Source organism: Sphaerochaeta sp. UBA5849, assembly GCA_002432715.1.
In the GTDB taxonomy this organism is placed as follows: domain Bacteria; phylum Spirochaetota; class Spirochaetia; order Sphaerochaetales; family Sphaerochaetaceae; genus Sphaerochaeta.
Genome location: DJGJ01000070.1, coordinates 19725 through 35383 on the forward strand (window position 1 = coordinate 19725; position 15659 = coordinate 35383).

A 15659-nucleotide genomic window follows, 5' to 3' on the forward strand; every position below is an offset into this window, starting at 1 on the left:
TTCCGAGCAATTCCCCGGGACAGCCTTTGCAATGTATTTGGTGCGCCTCTGTTATTTTTCCAGCACAGCCTTGATCCTTCGCACTCCGGCGGAGGAGGACTGCTCCTTGAGAATCTTGAAACGGCCCATCTGACTGGTGTTCTGCACATGAGGACCGCCGCACACTTCCTTGGAGTAGTCGCCGATTGAATAGACTTTCACCTGCTCGCCGTACTTGCTGTCAAAGAATGCGATGGCTCCCTGCTCCTTGGCCTCTTCGAGCGTCATGGTTTGGCATGTGACCTCAAGGTTGCGTGCAATGGCCTCATTGACCATGTCCTCAACCTTCTGAATCTCCTCGGTCGTCATCGGAGAGTGATGGGTGAAGTCAAAACGAAGCCGCTCGGCGGTGATGTTCGAGCCCTTCTGTCCGACATGTTCGCCCAAGACGGTGCGCAGCGCCTGATGCAGCATATGGGTGGCGGTATGCAAGGCAGTGGTTTTATCACTGTGGTCGGCAAGGCCGCCCTTGAACTGCTGTTCCGAGCCGCTTCGGCTGATCTCCTGGTGCTTCTCGAAGGCTTCCTTGAACCCCGCCTCGTCCACGGTAAAACCGTGCTCCGCAGCAAGCTCCTTGGTCAATTCAATCGGATACCCATAGGTATCGTACAGCTTGAAGGCGGTACGGCCGCTGATTTGCCTGCTGGTTCCCTTGAGCAGGTTGGGAAGCATTTTCTCAAATTCGCGCTCGCCCTTTGCCAGGGTCTCGGAGAACTTGGCCTCTTCCAGCGCCAGTTCCTTGAGTACGAACTCGCGGTTCTCTACCAGCTCCGGATACGGCTTGCCATACAAGGCAAGTACGATCAATGCGAGCTCTCCGAGGAAAGCCCCTTCGATTCCCAGCTTATTGCCGTGGCGAACCGCCCGCCTGATCAAACGCCTTAAGATATAGCCCTGCCCCACATTCGACGGGGCCATGCCGCGCTGGTCGCCGAGGATGAACACACTGGTACGGACATGGTCGGCAAGAATGCGGATGGAAACATCGTTCTCCTCGTCATCACCGTAGCGCTTTTGGGAAAGGCGCTCAATGCCTTCGATGATCGGGGTGAAGACTTCCGTTTCATAGACCGACTTCTTGCCCTGCAAAATGGCGATCGTGCGTTCGATGCCCATCCCGGTATCGACACATTTGCGGCTCATCTCCACATAGGTTCCATCGCTGTTCTTCTTGTACCCCATGAAGACGTCGTTCCAGATTTCGAAGTACTTGCCGCACGAACAACCCGGGCGACAGTCAGGACCACAGGAAGGACGGCCGGTGTCGATGAACATCTCACTGTCAGGACCGCAAGGGCCGGTCTCCCCGGCAGGCCCCCACCAGTTGTCCTCACGGGGAAGAAAGTAGATGCGTTCGCGCGGAATACCGAAACTCTCCCAAGTCCGGGCGGCCTCCTCGTCGCGGCTTACCAGCTCATCACCGGCGAAAACGGTAACCGAGAGCTGGGAAACATCGAGGTCCAGCCACTTGGTGAGGAACTCAAAGCTGTAGGCGATGGCCTCTTTCTTGAAGTAATCGCCCAAGGACCAGTTGCCGAGCATCTCAAAGAAGGTGAGATGGTGAGGATCACCGACCGCCTCGATGTCTCCGGTGCGGATGCACTTCTGATAGTTGGTGAGCCTTTTGCCGCTGGGATGATCGCTGCCCAGGATATAAGGTACCAGTGGATGCATGCCTGCAGTGGTGAAAAGCACCGTAGGATCGTTCTCGGGAATCAGGGAAGCCCCACTGATCTGCACATGGTCTTTAGACACAAAAAAGTCAATGAATTTTTGCCGTAATTCGTTGGCGGTCAGTTGTTTTTTCATAATATGCAGATAGTAGTCTCGTCGGCAATCGTCTGTCAAGGAGACACTGCTCAGAAGAGGTTGAGTTGGACCGCCTTTTGTTTGGGTTTGCCGACCCCTTCGCGCGTCTTCTTGGCTTGGTTGAGCAACCTGGGCAGGTCCTGGCTTTTCTTGATTACGAAGACCCTGCTCTGGTTGGCGAATTGCCGAGGCCACAGGATGCTGTGGTTGTCCACGCTGCTTTGGTAGATGAAAAGGTACTTCTTCTGCTCCAAGGCAAAAGCAGCCTGCCGTACAGCCCCACCCCCGTCACGGTCCTCGACCACCACCGAAGCATCGCTGAGAGCACTCATCAGGCGATTGCGAAGCAGGAAATGCCACTTCTGTGTCACCGTTGCCGGTGAAAAGCGACTTACCACCGCCCCGACTTTTGCAATCTCCAACTGCAAATCGCGATGCTCGGGAGGATAGAAGGCATTGATCGGGGTACCGATGACCGCAATGGTCGGCCCCCCTGCCGCCAAGGCGGCCTTATGCGCCACACCGTCAATTCCCAAGGCCAGACCGCTGGCTACCACATACCCGGCTTTTGTCAGTGATTTCGCAGTGGCCAGAGCCAGCTGCTTTCCTTCCAGGGAGGGGGAGCGGGTGCCGATCACCGAAACCGAGCTCTGGCTGAGCAGGCTCTCATTGCCTTGTACATAGAGAAACCTCGGCCGAAATGCAAAAGAATCAACCTGCTTGGGCCAATGGGGACTGTCCCAGCCCAGAATGTGAACCGAGCTGTCCATTGCCTCAAAAACCGGCCGAATATCGTAGTACGCATTGCTGATGGCCGAGGCCTCGACACCCAGCAGCTCTGCATAGGTTTGGGTGTGCAGCACCAGGCTCTCGTTGATGATCGAGTATTCCACCGCCTTCTCGAAGGCATGTGCAGCCTTTGCCTCGGCTCCATTGGCGGCCTTGAGCAAGGTTTCGTAATGCAAGGCTTGAAGCTGTATGCTGTCCATACCCCATGGTATCACAAGCATCAAGGAAAGCGCAATCAAAGCAAAAAGAGAGAAACGTGCCGTAGGCACTTCCCACCAGGGTTGTTTCCTGGAACGAATGCGCTATACTCGGCTTATGCAGCAGTACGCCATCGATCAAATCAGGCAGGCAGATCCAATACTCGACCGAGTAATTGAAAAAGTCGGGGTGTTGGACTATGAAGTCGAACAGGACGGCTTTGCCTTCTTGGTACAAGTCATCATCGGCCAGATGCTCAGTGCAAAGGCAGCCGACACCATCCATGCCCGCCTTGTCGCTGCAGTCGGAGGCAGAATAGACCCTATCATCATAGCGAGCATTGATGAGGAGGTCCTGCGTAGATTCGGCATCGCACGCAGAAAGGCCCAAACCATACGAGCCCTTGCAACGCTGGTCGACCAAGACCCATCGGTACTGAAGAATCTGGCAGACCTTGACGACCGTCAGTGTCTGGCAAGCCTATGCCAATACAAAGGCATCGGGCCGTGGACGGCAAAAATGTACCTTATTTTCGTACTGGACCGAATGGATGTCCTGCCGATCGAAGACGGAGCATTTCTGCAAGCCTACCGCTTTCTCTATGGTGATGAGGACATGGAAAGAAGGGCTTCCCTTTGGAAGCCCTATCGTTCACTTGCTGCGCGGTATCTCTACCGCTTTCTTGATCTCGGGTACTGTCGCTAAGCCAACAATGCCTTGGCGAGCTCCTGCATTCCCTCCAAATCTTTCTCGGTCGGATTCCAGTTTACCTTGACCTCGGCATCCACCACGGCAAATCCTGCTTTCTTCAGCTCCTCACGCAGCACTGCATTTCCCTCACCGCTCCAGCCGTAACAGCCGTACACTCCTGCCTTCTTGTTCTTGAACTGCAGTTCGGTAAGGAAATGGAGCCAGCCGCCGACCGAGGAGAGGATCGATTTGCCTGCAGTCGGAGAACCTACTGCGATTGCCTTGGACTTGAATACCTGGGTCATGATGTCGTTCTTGTCAGTCTGGCTGATATTGAAAACCTTGACCCTGGTCTCGGGACTGAGGGCCTGGATGGATGTTGCCAGGGCATGAGAGAGCTGTTTCGTCCCATCCCACATCGTGTCGTAGACGATGGTGATCTGGTCCTCCTGATAGGCATCCGCCCAAGCAGCATACTTCTCAACTATCTGCAGGGGATTGTCACGCCAAATGGCTCCATGACTGGGGGCGATGATGTCGATGGGAAGATTCAGCTTCACAATCTCTTCAATCTTGCGCTTCACCAGTGATGAGAACGGAGTGAGGATGTTCGCATAATACTTGATCGCCTCCTCTGCAAGCAGACACTGGTCGGCCTTGTCATTAAAGAGCTCTTCAATCCCGTAGTGTTGGCCGAATGCATCGTTGGAGAACAGAATGTTGTCACCGGTAAGGTACGTTGCCATGCTGTCAGGCCAATGAAGCATGCGCATCTCCACGAAGACCAGCTGCTTGCCATTGCCGACATCAACAGAATCGCCGGTCTTGACGACCTTGAAATTCCACTTTGGATGGTGATACTGGCCGACCAGGGACTTTACCGCATTTGCTGTGCAATAGATCGGGGTGTCGGGGATTTTTTCCATCAGGTACGGTAGTGCTCCGCTGTGGTCGACCTCCCCGTGGTTGACGACAATGAAGTCGATGTCCTCGAGCCTGATTTCCTTCTCCAGATTGTCCCGGAACTCTTTCTCGTACGGCTTCCAAATCGTATCGATGAGGACGGTTTTCTCCTCCTCGATCAGATAGGCGTTCTGACTCGAACCATGATTGATCGAGTAGTCGTCGCCATGGAAGGTCTTGAGTTCCCAATCAATCCTTCCAACCCAGGAGACATTGTTCTTGATGGCCCGTTTCATGCTTCCACTCCTTTTCATAGGGAAATATACACCGTCTACAGTCGGGCAACTATGATTTGAATCAATAATCAGGAGGAAAATTCAAAAAGCCAGCTCTTTCAACATCGCTGGATCGACAATAGTGATCTTCTTCTTCCCGACAATGCGTATCACATCCTGCTCCTGCAGGATTGCAAGCTTGCGATTCACGGTCTCCTTGGTCAGGTGGATGGCATTGCCGATGTCCTCCTGCGACAGCATGAGGTCCAGGCTCGCACTACGCTGCGAGCGCTGGTGCAGGTACATGCACAAGCGTTTGCTCACATCCTTGGTGGAAAGCATCTCCAGCTGTTGTCGATATTGGTCCAGCTTGGTGTTCAAGTACGTCATGACCTTCAGCGAGATGGATGGGTCGGCCAGCATCAGTTGCTTGAGCGCTTCTCCCTGAATCATGCAAATCCCGCTGTCCTGCTCTGCAATTGCGCTCTCCTGCACGGTCCCGGGGGCAAACAGGCCGTCCGAACCATAGAAATCGCCGGGAAAGAGGGTGTCCAGCAGCAGCTCCCTGCCGTCGACCGAGTATCGCACCAGCTTTACAGACCCTGAACGCACAATGTAGAGGTTTTCCGATGCATCACCCTCGCGGAACAACACCTCATTGGCCTCGAGCTCCCGCTGGAGGATGAGTTTCTGCACCCGATTGATCTCAGCCGGATTGAGATGCTGAAAAATGGGGACATTGAGCAAACAGGGTGATTTGCCGTCGTCACATACACTGCACTGCATATTCGCCATCAATCGTCTTCGTACAGCTCGTTGACCAGAGCCCATGCATCCCCGTCCCCCGTTCTCAATCCGCACAGCAGCTTATATTGATTGAGCAAGGTCAGCAGGTGCTTTTCCTTTACCTCCTGAGGGCTGGAAAGCGCGACAACAGCTTTCAATTCCTCACTATCATCCTCAAGCATTTGCACCCGCGCATACTCCTTGAGCATGTCCTCTTTTGTAAACTTGAAGAAGTCATGTACAGAAAGAAGCAGTGTCGGCATATACTGCCTGCGCACCAAAGCCTCGGCGGTGAGATTGATCTGCTCTTGGGTTGCATCAGCTTCGAGTGCCTCATAGGCTGCTTTCAAATCATCCATTCACGTTCCTCCTTTCTCTATGATACTCAAGGTAGACAGAAAAAGCAAAATGAATAAGCTTTGTCAAAATATGCAGTTTTTCTGAGATATTTTTGATTCTTCAAATAATTATACAATTACCCAGTAATAGTTTACGTCATAGTTGATAAAAAGTTAAAATAATTGATGCATAGTTCTGTAATATTTGTTAATATCTAGGTAGTGGTTTGCAAATTTTATTACATACCAGCTTATCCGACGGGGAGGGGCTTATGATCAGAGAGAGGATTCGGGAAAACCTTGGCAGCATGTCTCCGTCCTTTCAGGAGATTGGACGATGGCTTTTAGACAACTACGATGCAATCGGCTTCTCCTCGGTCCACGACCTGAGCAAGACCATCGGAGTCAGCAACGCCTCCTTGGTGCGGTACACACAGGCTCTTGGCTTCAAAGGGTACAAGCAGTTCAGGGAAGCGGTTCAGGAAGAGGTGAAAACAAAACTTCATCCGGGTACGGAAGTAACCCTCAATGAACTTGACTTGCTTCCGGTCAAGAAGCAGTTGCAGAGGCTTGCAGAGAATGAAATCAACAATTTGAGCAAAACCCTGAAGGACATCAATGTGCAATCGCTGCTTCAGATGGTCGAAGGCGTTTTTGCCGCCAACCGTATTTTCATCAGCGGTTTCGGGGTCAGCAAGAACATCATGCAGATTTTCGAGTATGCCCTGACCTGCCTCCAGATCAAGGATGTACACGGCATTACCGGCTCCATCAGTGACTACAGCCCGAAGTTGCATACCATCAAAGAGAACGACAGCCTGTTCATCCTGACCATGCCGCCCTACTCCCCTGAGGCAATCCATGTGGCAAGTGTAGCGCAGAAGCAGGGTGCGCAGGTCTTCCTCTTCACCGACTCGGCGAACTGCCCGATTTATCCCAATGCAAAAGCAGTGGTCCGATGTGCCAACAACTCACTGCTGTTGACCAACTCGTACGTAGGCATGGTTGCCGTAATCCAAGTATTCATCAACATGCTTCTGCTCTCAAGCAAAGGTACGCTCATCTCCCATATGAAGGAAATATACCATACAGAGCAAGAGGGCTACTCATTCTTGAAAACCCAAAAGGAAGGATCGCTGTGAAGATATTCATTTCAACCGATATGGAAGGAATCGAGGGCATCTCCTCCTGGAATGAGATGACCACCAAGGAGGCATGGTGTGCAAACCTGTTGAAACAGGAACTGACCTATGTGATCTCAACGCTGTTGGAGCATGCCGATATCGAGGAAATATGCATCTGCGATTCACACAGCCGGGGCGAGAATCTTCTGTATGGTTCCTTCGGGGATGAGCGGATCACCCATGTGAAAGGTTATCCGCGCCACAACTATATGATGGAAGGCCTGGATGAAAGCTTCGATGCAGTGTTCCTGCTCGGCTACCATGCAAGCATAGGCTCTCTCAACGGCGGCATGGATCACTCCTACAGCTCCTCGTGCATCTATCGGGTGCGCCTCAACGGCAGGGAGGTGGGGGAAGTGGAGATCAATGCCTACTATGCCGGCCTGTTCAATGTTCCCATAGCCCTCATCAGCGGTGATGACATCCTTGAATCTCAGATGAGGGATTTTCTCAAGGTCCCCTATGTTCGGACCAAGGAAGGGATGGGACGCTATGCTGCCAAGATGTACAGCCCAGAACGGGTGCAGAAAGCCTTTGAGAAAGAGGTGCATGCCTTCCTCAAGCAGAAAAGCTTCGAGGTGAAGCGGCTGGAAGGCGAGGTGGTGTTGGAAGTGGACCTGGCGACGACGGTCATCGCCGATGCGGTGGCTATAGTGCCGGGCATCAAGCGCCTCGACGGCAGGACCGTGCAATACACCAGCAGCAACTATAGAGATGTTTTTCACATGATCCTGACCATTGCCATGCTTGGTGGCAAATTCGCCCAGTATACGTAAGACGAACCTGCACGTGAGAGAGGAAGAGGTATGGGGAAATACATAGTACGACGTTTGCTCATGATGATACCGGTGCTCCTCGGAGTCACCTTCATAGTATTCTTCATCATGTCCCTGACGCCCGGCGACCCAGCCGCCATTATTCTTGGCGACCAGGCAAGCGCCGAATCACTGGCCCAGAAACGCATCGAGCTGGGTTTGGATAAACCCTTGCTGGTACGGTATGCAAGCTACATGGGAAACCTCTTCCGCGGGGATTTGGGGCTCAGTTACCGCAATCAGCTCTCGGTGGCCGAGCAGGTATGGGACAAGTTTCCCAATACCGCCATCCTGGCAATCGCAGGCATCCTCGTGGCTCTCCTGATCGGCATTCCCGTCGGGATCCTGTCTGCAAAGAAGCAGTACACGTTCATGGACAACTCCTCGATGGTCCTCTCCCTGATAGGTGTTTCCATGCCGAACTTTTGGTTGGGCCTGTTGCTCTCCCTCCTGTTCGCCCTCAAGCTCGGTTGGCTGCCTTCACAAGGCATGGGCAGCGGCTTTTTCGGCTTGCTCAGATCCTTGGTTCTGCCCGCCCTCACCTTGGGTACCGGTGTTGCGGCAACCGTAGTGCGCATGACCCGCTCTTCCATGCTGGAAGTCATCCGTCAGGACTATATCTCCACCGCACGAGCAAAAGGAATCACCGAGAAACAGGTGACAAACAAGCACATGCTCAAGAACGCCCTGATTCCCATCGTCACTGCAGTCGGTCTGCAGTTCGGCCACCTTCTTGGTGGTGCAATGCTCACCGAAACGATCTTCTCCTGGCCCGGACTGGGGCGGTTGATGGTCGATTCCATCACGAGCAAGGATATTCCCATGGTGCTGGGAGCCGTAATTTTCATGGCGGTCATGTTCAGTTTCGTCAATCTTTTGGTCGACATCCTCTATGCATTCCTCGACCCGCGCATCAAGAGCCAATACAAGGGCAAGAAAGCAGCTGCCAAAAAGGAGGTCTTCGCATGAAGACAGCGGATGCCAAAAAACAACGCACACTCTCGGCGGAGACCTGGAGACGTTTCAAGAAAAACAAGCTTGCCCTTTCCGGCATGATTGTCCTGCTCGCCTTGGTTCTGATCGCCCTCTCCACCATAGTCATCGACTTGGTGACGGACAATGCCATCTACAACAACAAGGTGATCAAGCAAAACCTCCGTCTCAGGCTGCAAGGTCCGAGCAAGGACCATATCTTCGGTCTTGATGAGTTCGGCCGTGACATATTCATGCGGATGATCTGGGCGGTGCGGTACTCACTGTTCATGGGAACCATCGCCATCGCCCTTTCGACGATCGTCGGTGTCATTCTCGGCTCGATCGCCGGATACTACGGCAAGGTTACCGACAACATCATCATGCGTTTCATGGATGTACTGCTCGCCATTCCTTCCATGTTGCTGGCTACGGCGATTGTTGCCGCCTTGGGCACCAGCCTGACCAACGTCCTGATCGCAATCGCCATCAGTTATGTACCGACCTTCGCCCGAACGGTGCGCGCTTCGGTGCTTACCATCAAGGATCAGGAGTTCATCGAGGCAGCCCGTGCCATAGGCGCCAGTGACTTGCGCATCATCTTCAAATATATCCTTCCCAACTCAATGGCTCCGCTCATTGTCCAGGCCACCTTGGGAGTCGCCGGTGCAATCCTGTCCATTGCCGGCCTCTCCTTCCTTGGATTGGGCATCCAGCCGCCGACACCCGAGTGGGGATCGATGCTCTCCTCCGCAAGGTCGTACATCCGGGAGGGTTGGCACATCACCGTCATTCCCGGTTTGGGAATCATGATCACCATCCTCGCGCTCAATGTGATGGGTGATGGACTGAGGGATGCACTCGATCCCCGCTTGAAGAATTAGGAGGGAGCATGAGTACTGTCGACGAACTGATACGCATAGAAAACCTTACCGTCCACTACGAAACCGATGATGCGGTGGTTCATGCACTGAACGATATCTCCCTTTCCATGAAAAAAGGGGAGACGCTGGGTCTGGTGGGAGAAACCGGGGCAGGAAAGACAACCCTTGCCCGGAGCATCCTGCGCCTGATTCCGTCCCCTCCGGGTATCATCAAATCCGGAAGGATTTTCTTCGAAGGCAAGGACATGCTCACATTGAGCGAAGCACAGATGCGCTCCATCCGCGGCAACAGCATTTCCATGATCTTTCAGGATCCCATGACCAGTCTCAATCCTGTCATGAGCGTAGGGGACCAGATTATGGAAGTGGTGGAAGCCCACAACAAGGCTCTGGGCAAGGAGGAGATGGAAAAGCAGGCGCTCTCCATGCTGGAGATGGTTGGCATTCCCGCATCGCGCAGCCATGAGTATCCCCATCAGTTCTCTGGGGGAATGAAGCAGCGGGTCATCATCGCCATTGCGCTGGCATGCAATCCCATTCTGCTTATTGCCGACGAGCCTACCACAGCCTTGGATGTAACCATCCAGGCCCAGGTGCTCGATATGATCACCGCCTTGAAGAATCGGCTCAACACCGCCATGCTGCTCATCACCCACGACCTTGGGGTGGTGGCACAGAACTGCGACCGTGTTGCAATCATGTATGCAGGCCAGATTATTGAGCTGGGTACGCTGAGCGATATATTCAAACGGCCCACCCACCCCTACACCAAAGGGCTGCTTGGGTCCATCCCTTCCCTGAACAAGGAAGTGAAACGGCTCAGTCCCATCAAGGGCATGATGCCCGACCCGACCGACCTGCCGCCGGGATGTAAGTTTGCACCCCGCTGCCAGTACGCGAGTGAAGTATGCAAACAGGACGTCCCGCCATCCTATCAAGTCAGTACAACCCACCAGGTGCGCTGCATTCTTGCAAGGGAGGAGGTACACAATGGCTGAGCCCTTGCTCAAGGTGGAACACCTCAAGAAATACTTTCACACCAATCAGGGAACGCTGCATGCTGTGGACGATGTCTCCTTCACCCTGAACAAGGGCGAGACGCTGGGTGTCGTCGGGGAGTCGGGCTGCGGCAAGACAACGCTTGGCAGAACAATATTGCGCCTGCATGAACCGACAGACGGCAAGGTGTTTTTCGAAGGACGGGAGATAACCTCCATGGGAAAACAAGAGGTGAAGGCCATCAGACGCGATATGCAGATCATTTTCCAGGACCCTTTTGCTTCGCTTAATCCACGGATGACCATCAGCGAGACCATTGGCGAAAGCCTGCTCATCCAAAAGATCTATACGCGCAAACAAGGAGCGCAACTGAAAAAACGTGTCTTGGAGTTGATAGATTTCGTCGGCTTGTCTCCCCGGTTGGTCAACAGCTATCCGCATGAACTCGATGGGGGAAGAAGGCAGCGCATCGGCATTGCCCGCACCCTCGCCCTCGATCCAAAGTTCATAGTCTGCGATGAACCGGTTTCAGCCCTGGACGTCTCCATCCAGGCTCAGATTTTGAATCTCATGCAGGATCTCCAGGATGAATTCGGCTTGACCTACCTCTTCATCACCCACGACCTCTCGGTGGTCAAGCACCTCTCCAATACCATAGTCGTCATGTACCTGGGGCAGATTGTGGAGCACGCTCCTTCATCGCTGCTCTTTGAGAAACCTCTGCATCCCTACACCCAAGCCCTGCTGTCCGCCATTCCTGTTCCCGACCCCGATTATGCGGTCAACCGTGTGCTACTCCAGGGAGAGTTGACCAGTCCTGTCGATCCCGTTCCAGGTTGCCGGTTTGCCAAACGCTGTCCGTATGTCTCTGATGCTTGCAGGAAGGCCGATATTCCGCTGAAGGAAGTACAGCCTGGCCACTTCGTTGCCTGTACCTTGGTGTAACTCATTGCCCCTGCCAAAGGGTCAATGAAAGAAATAGGAGAAAAGACCATGAAAAAGATGCTGACCGTGCTACTCGTTTTGCTCTGCAGCGCAGCCCTCTTCGCGGGCGGGTCCGCAGAATCGTCCAAAACAGCCGCAACAGGCTACAAGGATACGATTACTGTTGGACAAGGTGCGGATGTCACCTCATTCGATCCCCACATCGGCAAGGAGACCCCCGCTGTCGCAGTCACCAACCACATCTTTGACACACTCGTGGACACAGACCCGGTAACCGGCGAGGTTGTCCCCCAGATTGCTGAGAAGTGGGAGGTAGTCTCCCCTACTTCGTATCGGTTCTTTATCCGCAAGGGCCTGACGTTCCACAATGGTGAAGCCTTGGATGCCGATGACGTAAAATTCTCCCTCGACCGTGCAATTGCAAGCGGATCGGTTTCTTACATCGTTGACTTCATCAAGGAAGTCAAGATCGAGGACCAGTACACCGTCCTTGTCACCACCAAGGCCCCGTACGGCCCGACGCTGCGCAACCTTGCGGTTCCCTTTGCCGCCATTGTTCCCAAGGACTATGTCTCTGCAAACCAGGACATCCTGAAGACCAAGCCTGTCGGATCCGGACCCTACAAGTTCGTTTCCTGGACCCAGAACGACAATACCAAGCTAGAGGCGTTCGACCAGTACTACAAGGGCGCCCCCCAGACAAGGAATTTGATCATCAAGGTCATTCCTGAAGCTTCACAGAGAACCATCGCACTGGAGACCGGTGAGCTGGATATCGTCTATGACGTTCTGGTTTCCGATATGAAGCGGGTCAGGGAGAACAAGAACCTCATTTTGTTGGAAGCTCCGTCGTTGACTTGTTTCTACATCTCCTTCAACATGCGCAAGCCCCCGTTCAACAACCAGCTGGTCCGTCAGGCGATCAACATGGCCATCGATCGCCAGTTGCTGGTTGACACCGTCAACAGCGGCACCGGTGCTCCAGCCGATGAGATCATCGCCCCTGCTGTGTACGGCTACTACTCCACCGGTGTATGGGAGTACAACCCCGCCAAGGCAAAGCAGCTGCTCGCCCAGGCCGGCTATCCCAACGGCTTTAGTACAACGCTGTGGGTGAACAACAACCAGAGTCGTGTTGAGATGTGTCAGGCCATTCAGGAAATGCTCAGGGAAATCGGCATCACCGTGAAGGTTGAGGTAATGGAGTTCGGTACCTTCATCAGCCGCACCACCGCAGGTGAGCATGACATGGGGTATTTCGGTTGGGTCACTTCCACCAAGGATGCCGACTACACCTATTACTCCTTGCAGCACAGCTCGCAACAGGGAGCTCCCGGCAACCGTTCCTTCATTGCAGATCCCGAGGTTGACCGTCTGGTCATGCTGGGCCGCACCAGCGCCGACCCCAAGGTTCGTGATGCAGCCTACAAGGATCTGGCCATCAAATTGAAGGAAGTCGCAAACAACGCTCCGATCATTTACACCGCAATCACCGCCGGTGCAAACAAGAAAGTCGAAGGCTTCGTCCTCGACCCGATCGGATATCACAGGTTGGAGACCGTCAAGGTTTCCAAATAACAGGTTATAGGTTCCAGGCAGAAGCTATTGCAGGCGGACATACGTTCATTACTGCACATCATCAGGTCTCTTGTGATGCTTCTGTCTGGTTTTAATGTAGAATTCTTTCCATCCTAAAGGACAAAGTCCATGAATACGCAAGACCTCATTCAAAGCATACAGCGCATCAGCGATGCCAACGGCATCAGCGGATTCGAAGATGAAGTGCTTACCGTCATCCGAGAAGAAGGCAATGGCCTGGGAACCTTCGAGGAAGACCGGATGCGCAACCTCTACCTCTACCGACATGAAAACAAAAGCGGAAGGCCCATCGTTCAGCTGAATGCCCATACCGATGAGGTCGGTTTCATGGTCAAGGCGATCAGGCCCGACGGGATGATTGAGTTCATCACCATCGGTGGTTGGATCGTGACAAATGTCCCCGCCCACCTGGTACGCATCCGCAACAAGGATGGGCTCTACATCCCTGCAGTAGTGGCAAGCAAGCCGCCGCACTTCATGAGTGAGGCAGAGAAAAAGGCTCCTCTTGAGATTACAAACCTAGTACTCGATGTAGGGGCCGGCAGCAGTGAAGAGGTCATCAACGACTACCGGATCGGCATAGCCGCCCCGGTAGTCCCCGATGTCAGTTGCACCTACGATGAGAAACACGGCCTGTTCATCGGCAAGGCGTTCGACTGCCGAATCGGTTGCGCAAGCACCCTTGCCACCCTCATGGAGCTGCAGGGGACAAAGCTGAAGGTCAACCTTGTTGGAGACTTCTCCAGCCAGGAAGAGGTGGGAACGCGCGGCTCGATTGTCAGTGCCAACACGATCAAGGCAGACCTTGCCATCGTCTTTGAAGGATGTCCCGCCGATGATACCGTAGTACCTGCCTATCAGGCCCAAACCTGCCTGAAAAAGGGCCCGATGCTGCGCCATATCGATTCACGCATGATCACCAACCCGCGCTTCCAGCGCTATGCGCTCGACCTTGCCCGCCAGCTTGACATCCCGGTCCAGGAGGCTGTCCGCAGTGCAGGAGCGACCAATGGCGCCCCGATTCACTTGGCCAATGAGGGTATTCCTGCCATTGTCATCGGAATCCCTGTCCGGTATGCCCACACCCATTACGGGATCAGCTCCCTCTTCGATGTCGAGCAGGCAGTCCGCCTTGCCAAGGAAATTCTGCTGAGAATCGACGAAGAGACCATCAGGAGCTTCTGATATGGCAATACGCATCGGATGCATGTTCACCCTGCAGGAAATTGGGGGGAAACCATCCTCTTTCTTTTTGGATAGGGGGTCTGATGTCCAGTACTTTCTCTCCGGCCGATGCGCACTGTATGCCTGTTTATTGGATTGTCCGACCACCATGGGGCGAAAGCTGGCATACGTTCCCGCCTACACCTGTGAGACGGTGCTCGCCAGCTACGTGAAGGCGGGGTACGCCCTGCGTTTCTACGATGTCGACACAGAAGAACTCAAACCATGCTTCAAGGCCGAAGACCTGCAGGACGTCTCGGTGCTGAACCTTTGCGGATACTACGGCTTCAGCCGCTATGACAAGGCTTTTCTGAATGAATGCAAGAGAAGAAACATTACGATCCTTCAGGACACCACCCACAGCATGTTTTCCAGCGATGGACACTATGAGGGTGCTGATTACTATGCAGGCAGTGTGCGCAAATGGTTTGGAATAGCAAGCGGCGGTGTCGCAATCAAGAAACAAGGTTCATTCTCAATACAACCGCTGAGAGCCGACGAAGAACACCTCAAAGGCCGCTACAAGGCGATGGAATACCGCAAGCTTGCCATCAAGACCGGAAAGGACTCATACAACGAATTGGCATCCTCGGTGTTTTGGGAGACGGAGATGCGCCTCAGGCGCATGTTCGACGCCTTTGAAAGCGATGAAAAGTCCATTACCATTCTGAACAACCTCGACCCGACACAGATGATTGAAAAACGCAGGGCCAATTACCAAACAGTGCTTGATTCTCTTCATCCATCCTCTCAATGCCAACCGATCTTCCAAAGCCTTGATGAAAATACCTGTCCGAGTCACTTCTCATTCTACAGTGAGAACAGAGCGAAAGCTCGACAGCAGCTCGAACAAAAGGGTATAACGAGCACCGTCTACTGGCCCCTTCCCCCCATGCTTACCAACAAGGAACAGTATCCCCACGCCTCCTACATCTACGACCATGTGGTGAGTGTACAGATCGATCAGCGCTACAGCAGAGAGGATATGGAATATCTGGGGACGATATTGACTGGACTGTAAAATTCCAAACCATTCCCTCTATGTCTCACTTATACGTCAATTACCAGTAAACAGGTAAACGGCCATAATTAAATAGACCAATATATTCTCTCTGCATTTCAGCATAAATATCTTACTTGCAACGAGATAATTTTTATCGATTTTTCTTGATTTAGTATCATAAAACCTTTAGAGGCAATTTCAAAATGG

The 15659-nt window shown here is 53.3% G+C and carries 15 protein-coding genes; 10 read left to right on the plus strand and 5 right to left on the minus strand.

Going from position 1 to position 15659, the window contains the following annotated elements:
- Window positions 1-51: 51 nt before the first annotated feature.
- Together B3K89_RS12485 and B3K89_RS12490 are read right to left on the minus strand one after the other, a co-directional pair.
- The gene (locus tag B3K89_RS12485; RefSeq protein ID WP_293892989.1) at window positions 52-1848 is read right to left on the minus strand and encodes an alanine--tRNA ligase; all 1797 of its coding nucleotides are present in this window, start codon (window positions 1846-1848) and stop codon (window positions 52-54) included.
- A gap of 50 nt (window positions 1849-1898) precedes the next feature.
- Window positions 1899-2837, minus strand: a complete 939-nt coding sequence (locus tag B3K89_RS12490) for a DNA-processing protein DprA (RefSeq protein ID WP_293892986.1) — start codon at window positions 2835-2837, stop codon at window positions 1899-1901.
- 115 nt (window positions 2838-2952) lie between these two features.
- On the opposite strand from B3K89_RS12490, the gene B3K89_RS12495 reads away from it, so the two are divergent.
- A complete protein-coding gene (locus B3K89_RS12495; RefSeq protein WP_293892983.1) occupies window positions 2953-3540 on the plus strand; it encodes a DNA-3-methyladenine glycosylase family protein in 588 nt (195 codons plus the stop codon).
- Here B3K89_RS12495 and B3K89_RS12500 read toward each other — a convergent pair.
- From B3K89_RS12500 to B3K89_RS12510, 3 genes are all read right to left on the minus strand, one after another.
- The gene (locus B3K89_RS12500) at window positions 3537-4724 is read right to left on the minus strand and encodes an MBL fold metallo-hydrolase (protein WP_293892980.1); all 1188 of its coding nucleotides are present in this window, start codon (window positions 4722-4724) and stop codon (window positions 3537-3539) included. The two genes, B3K89_RS12495 and B3K89_RS12500, sit on opposite strands and share 4 nt — an antisense overlap.
- Before the next feature lie 81 nt (window positions 4725-4805).
- Window positions 4806-5489, minus strand: a complete 684-nt coding sequence (locus B3K89_RS12505) for a Crp/Fnr family transcriptional regulator (protein ID WP_293892977.1) — start codon at window positions 5487-5489, stop codon at window positions 4806-4808.
- A gap of 8 nt (window positions 5490-5497) precedes the next feature.
- Window positions 5498-5848, minus strand: coding sequence for a hypothetical protein (locus B3K89_RS12510; protein ID WP_293892974.1), 351 nt, complete (start codon window positions 5846-5848; stop codon window positions 5498-5500).
- Window positions 5849-6099: 251 nt separating this feature from the next.
- Between B3K89_RS12510 and B3K89_RS12515 the strand changes: the two genes are divergently transcribed.
- The 9 genes from B3K89_RS12515 to B3K89_RS12555 all read left to right on the plus strand — a co-directional run bounded on the left by B3K89_RS12515 (window position 6100) and on the right by B3K89_RS12555 (window position 15470).
- A complete protein-coding gene (locus B3K89_RS12515) occupies window positions 6100-6969 on the plus strand; it encodes a MurR/RpiR family transcriptional regulator (RefSeq protein WP_293892971.1) in 870 nt (289 codons plus the stop codon).
- Window positions 6966-7787 (plus strand): M55 family metallopeptidase, encoded by an 822-nt coding sequence (locus B3K89_RS12520; protein ID WP_293892968.1) that lies wholly within the window; start codon window positions 6966-6968, stop codon window positions 7785-7787. Before B3K89_RS12515 ends, B3K89_RS12520 begins: the two co-directional genes overlap by 4 nt.
- A 30-nt stretch (window positions 7788-7817) precedes the next feature.
- Window positions 7818-8795: an ABC transporter permease gene (locus B3K89_RS12525; protein WP_293892965.1), complete on the plus strand. Its 978-nt coding sequence runs from the start codon at window positions 7818-7820 to the stop codon at window positions 8793-8795.
- Window positions 8792-9682, plus strand: a complete 891-nt coding sequence (locus tag B3K89_RS12530) for an ABC transporter permease (RefSeq protein ID WP_293892962.1) — start codon at window positions 8792-8794, stop codon at window positions 9680-9682. The genes B3K89_RS12525 and B3K89_RS12530 overlap by 4 nt, the downstream gene beginning before the upstream one ends.
- Before the next feature lie 8 nt (window positions 9683-9690).
- Entirely contained in the window at window positions 9691-10680 is a 990-nt protein-coding gene (locus B3K89_RS12535) for an ABC transporter ATP-binding protein (RefSeq protein ID WP_293892960.1), read from the plus strand.
- Window positions 10673-11626, plus strand: coding sequence for an oligopeptide/dipeptide ABC transporter ATP-binding protein (locus tag B3K89_RS12540; protein ID WP_345907488.1), 954 nt, complete (start codon window positions 10673-10675; stop codon window positions 11624-11626). Before B3K89_RS12535 ends, B3K89_RS12540 begins: the two co-directional genes overlap by 8 nt.
- Window positions 11627-11674: 48 nt before the next feature.
- On the plus strand, window positions 11675-13204 hold the full coding sequence (locus tag B3K89_RS12545; protein ID WP_293892954.1) for an ABC transporter substrate-binding protein: 1530 nt from the start codon (window positions 11675-11677) through the stop codon (window positions 13202-13204).
- Between the two features lie 129 nt (window positions 13205-13333).
- On the plus strand, window positions 13334-14410 hold the full coding sequence (locus tag B3K89_RS12550; RefSeq protein WP_293892951.1) for a M42 family metallopeptidase: 1077 nt from the start codon (window positions 13334-13336) through the stop codon (window positions 14408-14410).
- Window position 14411: 1 nt separating this feature from the next.
- On the plus strand, window positions 14412-15470 hold the full coding sequence (locus tag B3K89_RS12555) for a hypothetical protein (protein WP_293892948.1): 1059 nt from the start codon (window positions 14412-14414) through the stop codon (window positions 15468-15470).
- The last annotated feature ends 189 nt before the right edge of the window (window positions 15471-15659 follow it).

Coding starts and splice junctions, on each gene's coding strand:
- B3K89_RS12485 (WP_293892989.1), bottom strand. CDS start 1,848: ATGAAAAAACAACTGACCGCCAACGAATTACGGCAAAAATTCATTGAC.
- B3K89_RS12490 (WP_293892986.1), bottom strand. CDS start 2,837: ATGGACAGCATACAGCTTCAAGCCTTGCATTACGAAACCTTGCTCAAG.
- B3K89_RS12495 (WP_293892983.1), top strand. CDS start 2,953: ATGCAGCAGTACGCCATCGATCAAATCAGGCAGGCAGATCCAATACTC.
- B3K89_RS12500 (WP_293892980.1), bottom strand. CDS start 4,724: ATGAAACGGGCCATCAAGAACAATGTCTCCTGGGTTGGAAGGATTGAT.
- B3K89_RS12505 (WP_293892977.1), bottom strand. CDS start 5,489: ATGCAGTGCAGTGTATGTGACGACGGCAAATCACCCTGTTTGCTCAAT.
- B3K89_RS12510 (WP_293892974.1), bottom strand. CDS start 5,848: ATGGATGATTTGAAAGCAGCCTATGAGGCACTCGAAGCTGATGCAACC.
- B3K89_RS12515 (WP_293892971.1), top strand. CDS start 6,100: ATGATCAGAGAGAGGATTCGGGAAAACCTTGGCAGCATGTCTCCGTCC.
- B3K89_RS12525 (WP_293892965.1), top strand. CDS start 7,818: ATGGGGAAATACATAGTACGACGTTTGCTCATGATGATACCGGTGCTC.
- B3K89_RS12530 (WP_293892962.1), top strand. CDS start 8,792: ATGAAGACAGCGGATGCCAAAAAACAACGCACACTCTCGGCGGAGACC.
- B3K89_RS12535 (WP_293892960.1), top strand. CDS start 9,691: ATGAGTACTGTCGACGAACTGATACGCATAGAAAACCTTACCGTCCAC.
- B3K89_RS12540 (WP_345907488.1), top strand. CDS start 10,673: ATGGCTGAGCCCTTGCTCAAGGTGGAACACCTCAAGAAATACTTTCAC.
- B3K89_RS12545 (WP_293892954.1), top strand. CDS start 11,675: ATGAAAAAGATGCTGACCGTGCTACTCGTTTTGCTCTGCAGCGCAGCC.
- B3K89_RS12550 (WP_293892951.1), top strand. CDS start 13,334: ATGAATACGCAAGACCTCATTCAAAGCATACAGCGCATCAGCGATGCC.
- B3K89_RS12555 (WP_293892948.1), top strand. CDS start 14,412: ATGGCAATACGCATCGGATGCATGTTCACCCTGCAGGAAATTGGGGGG.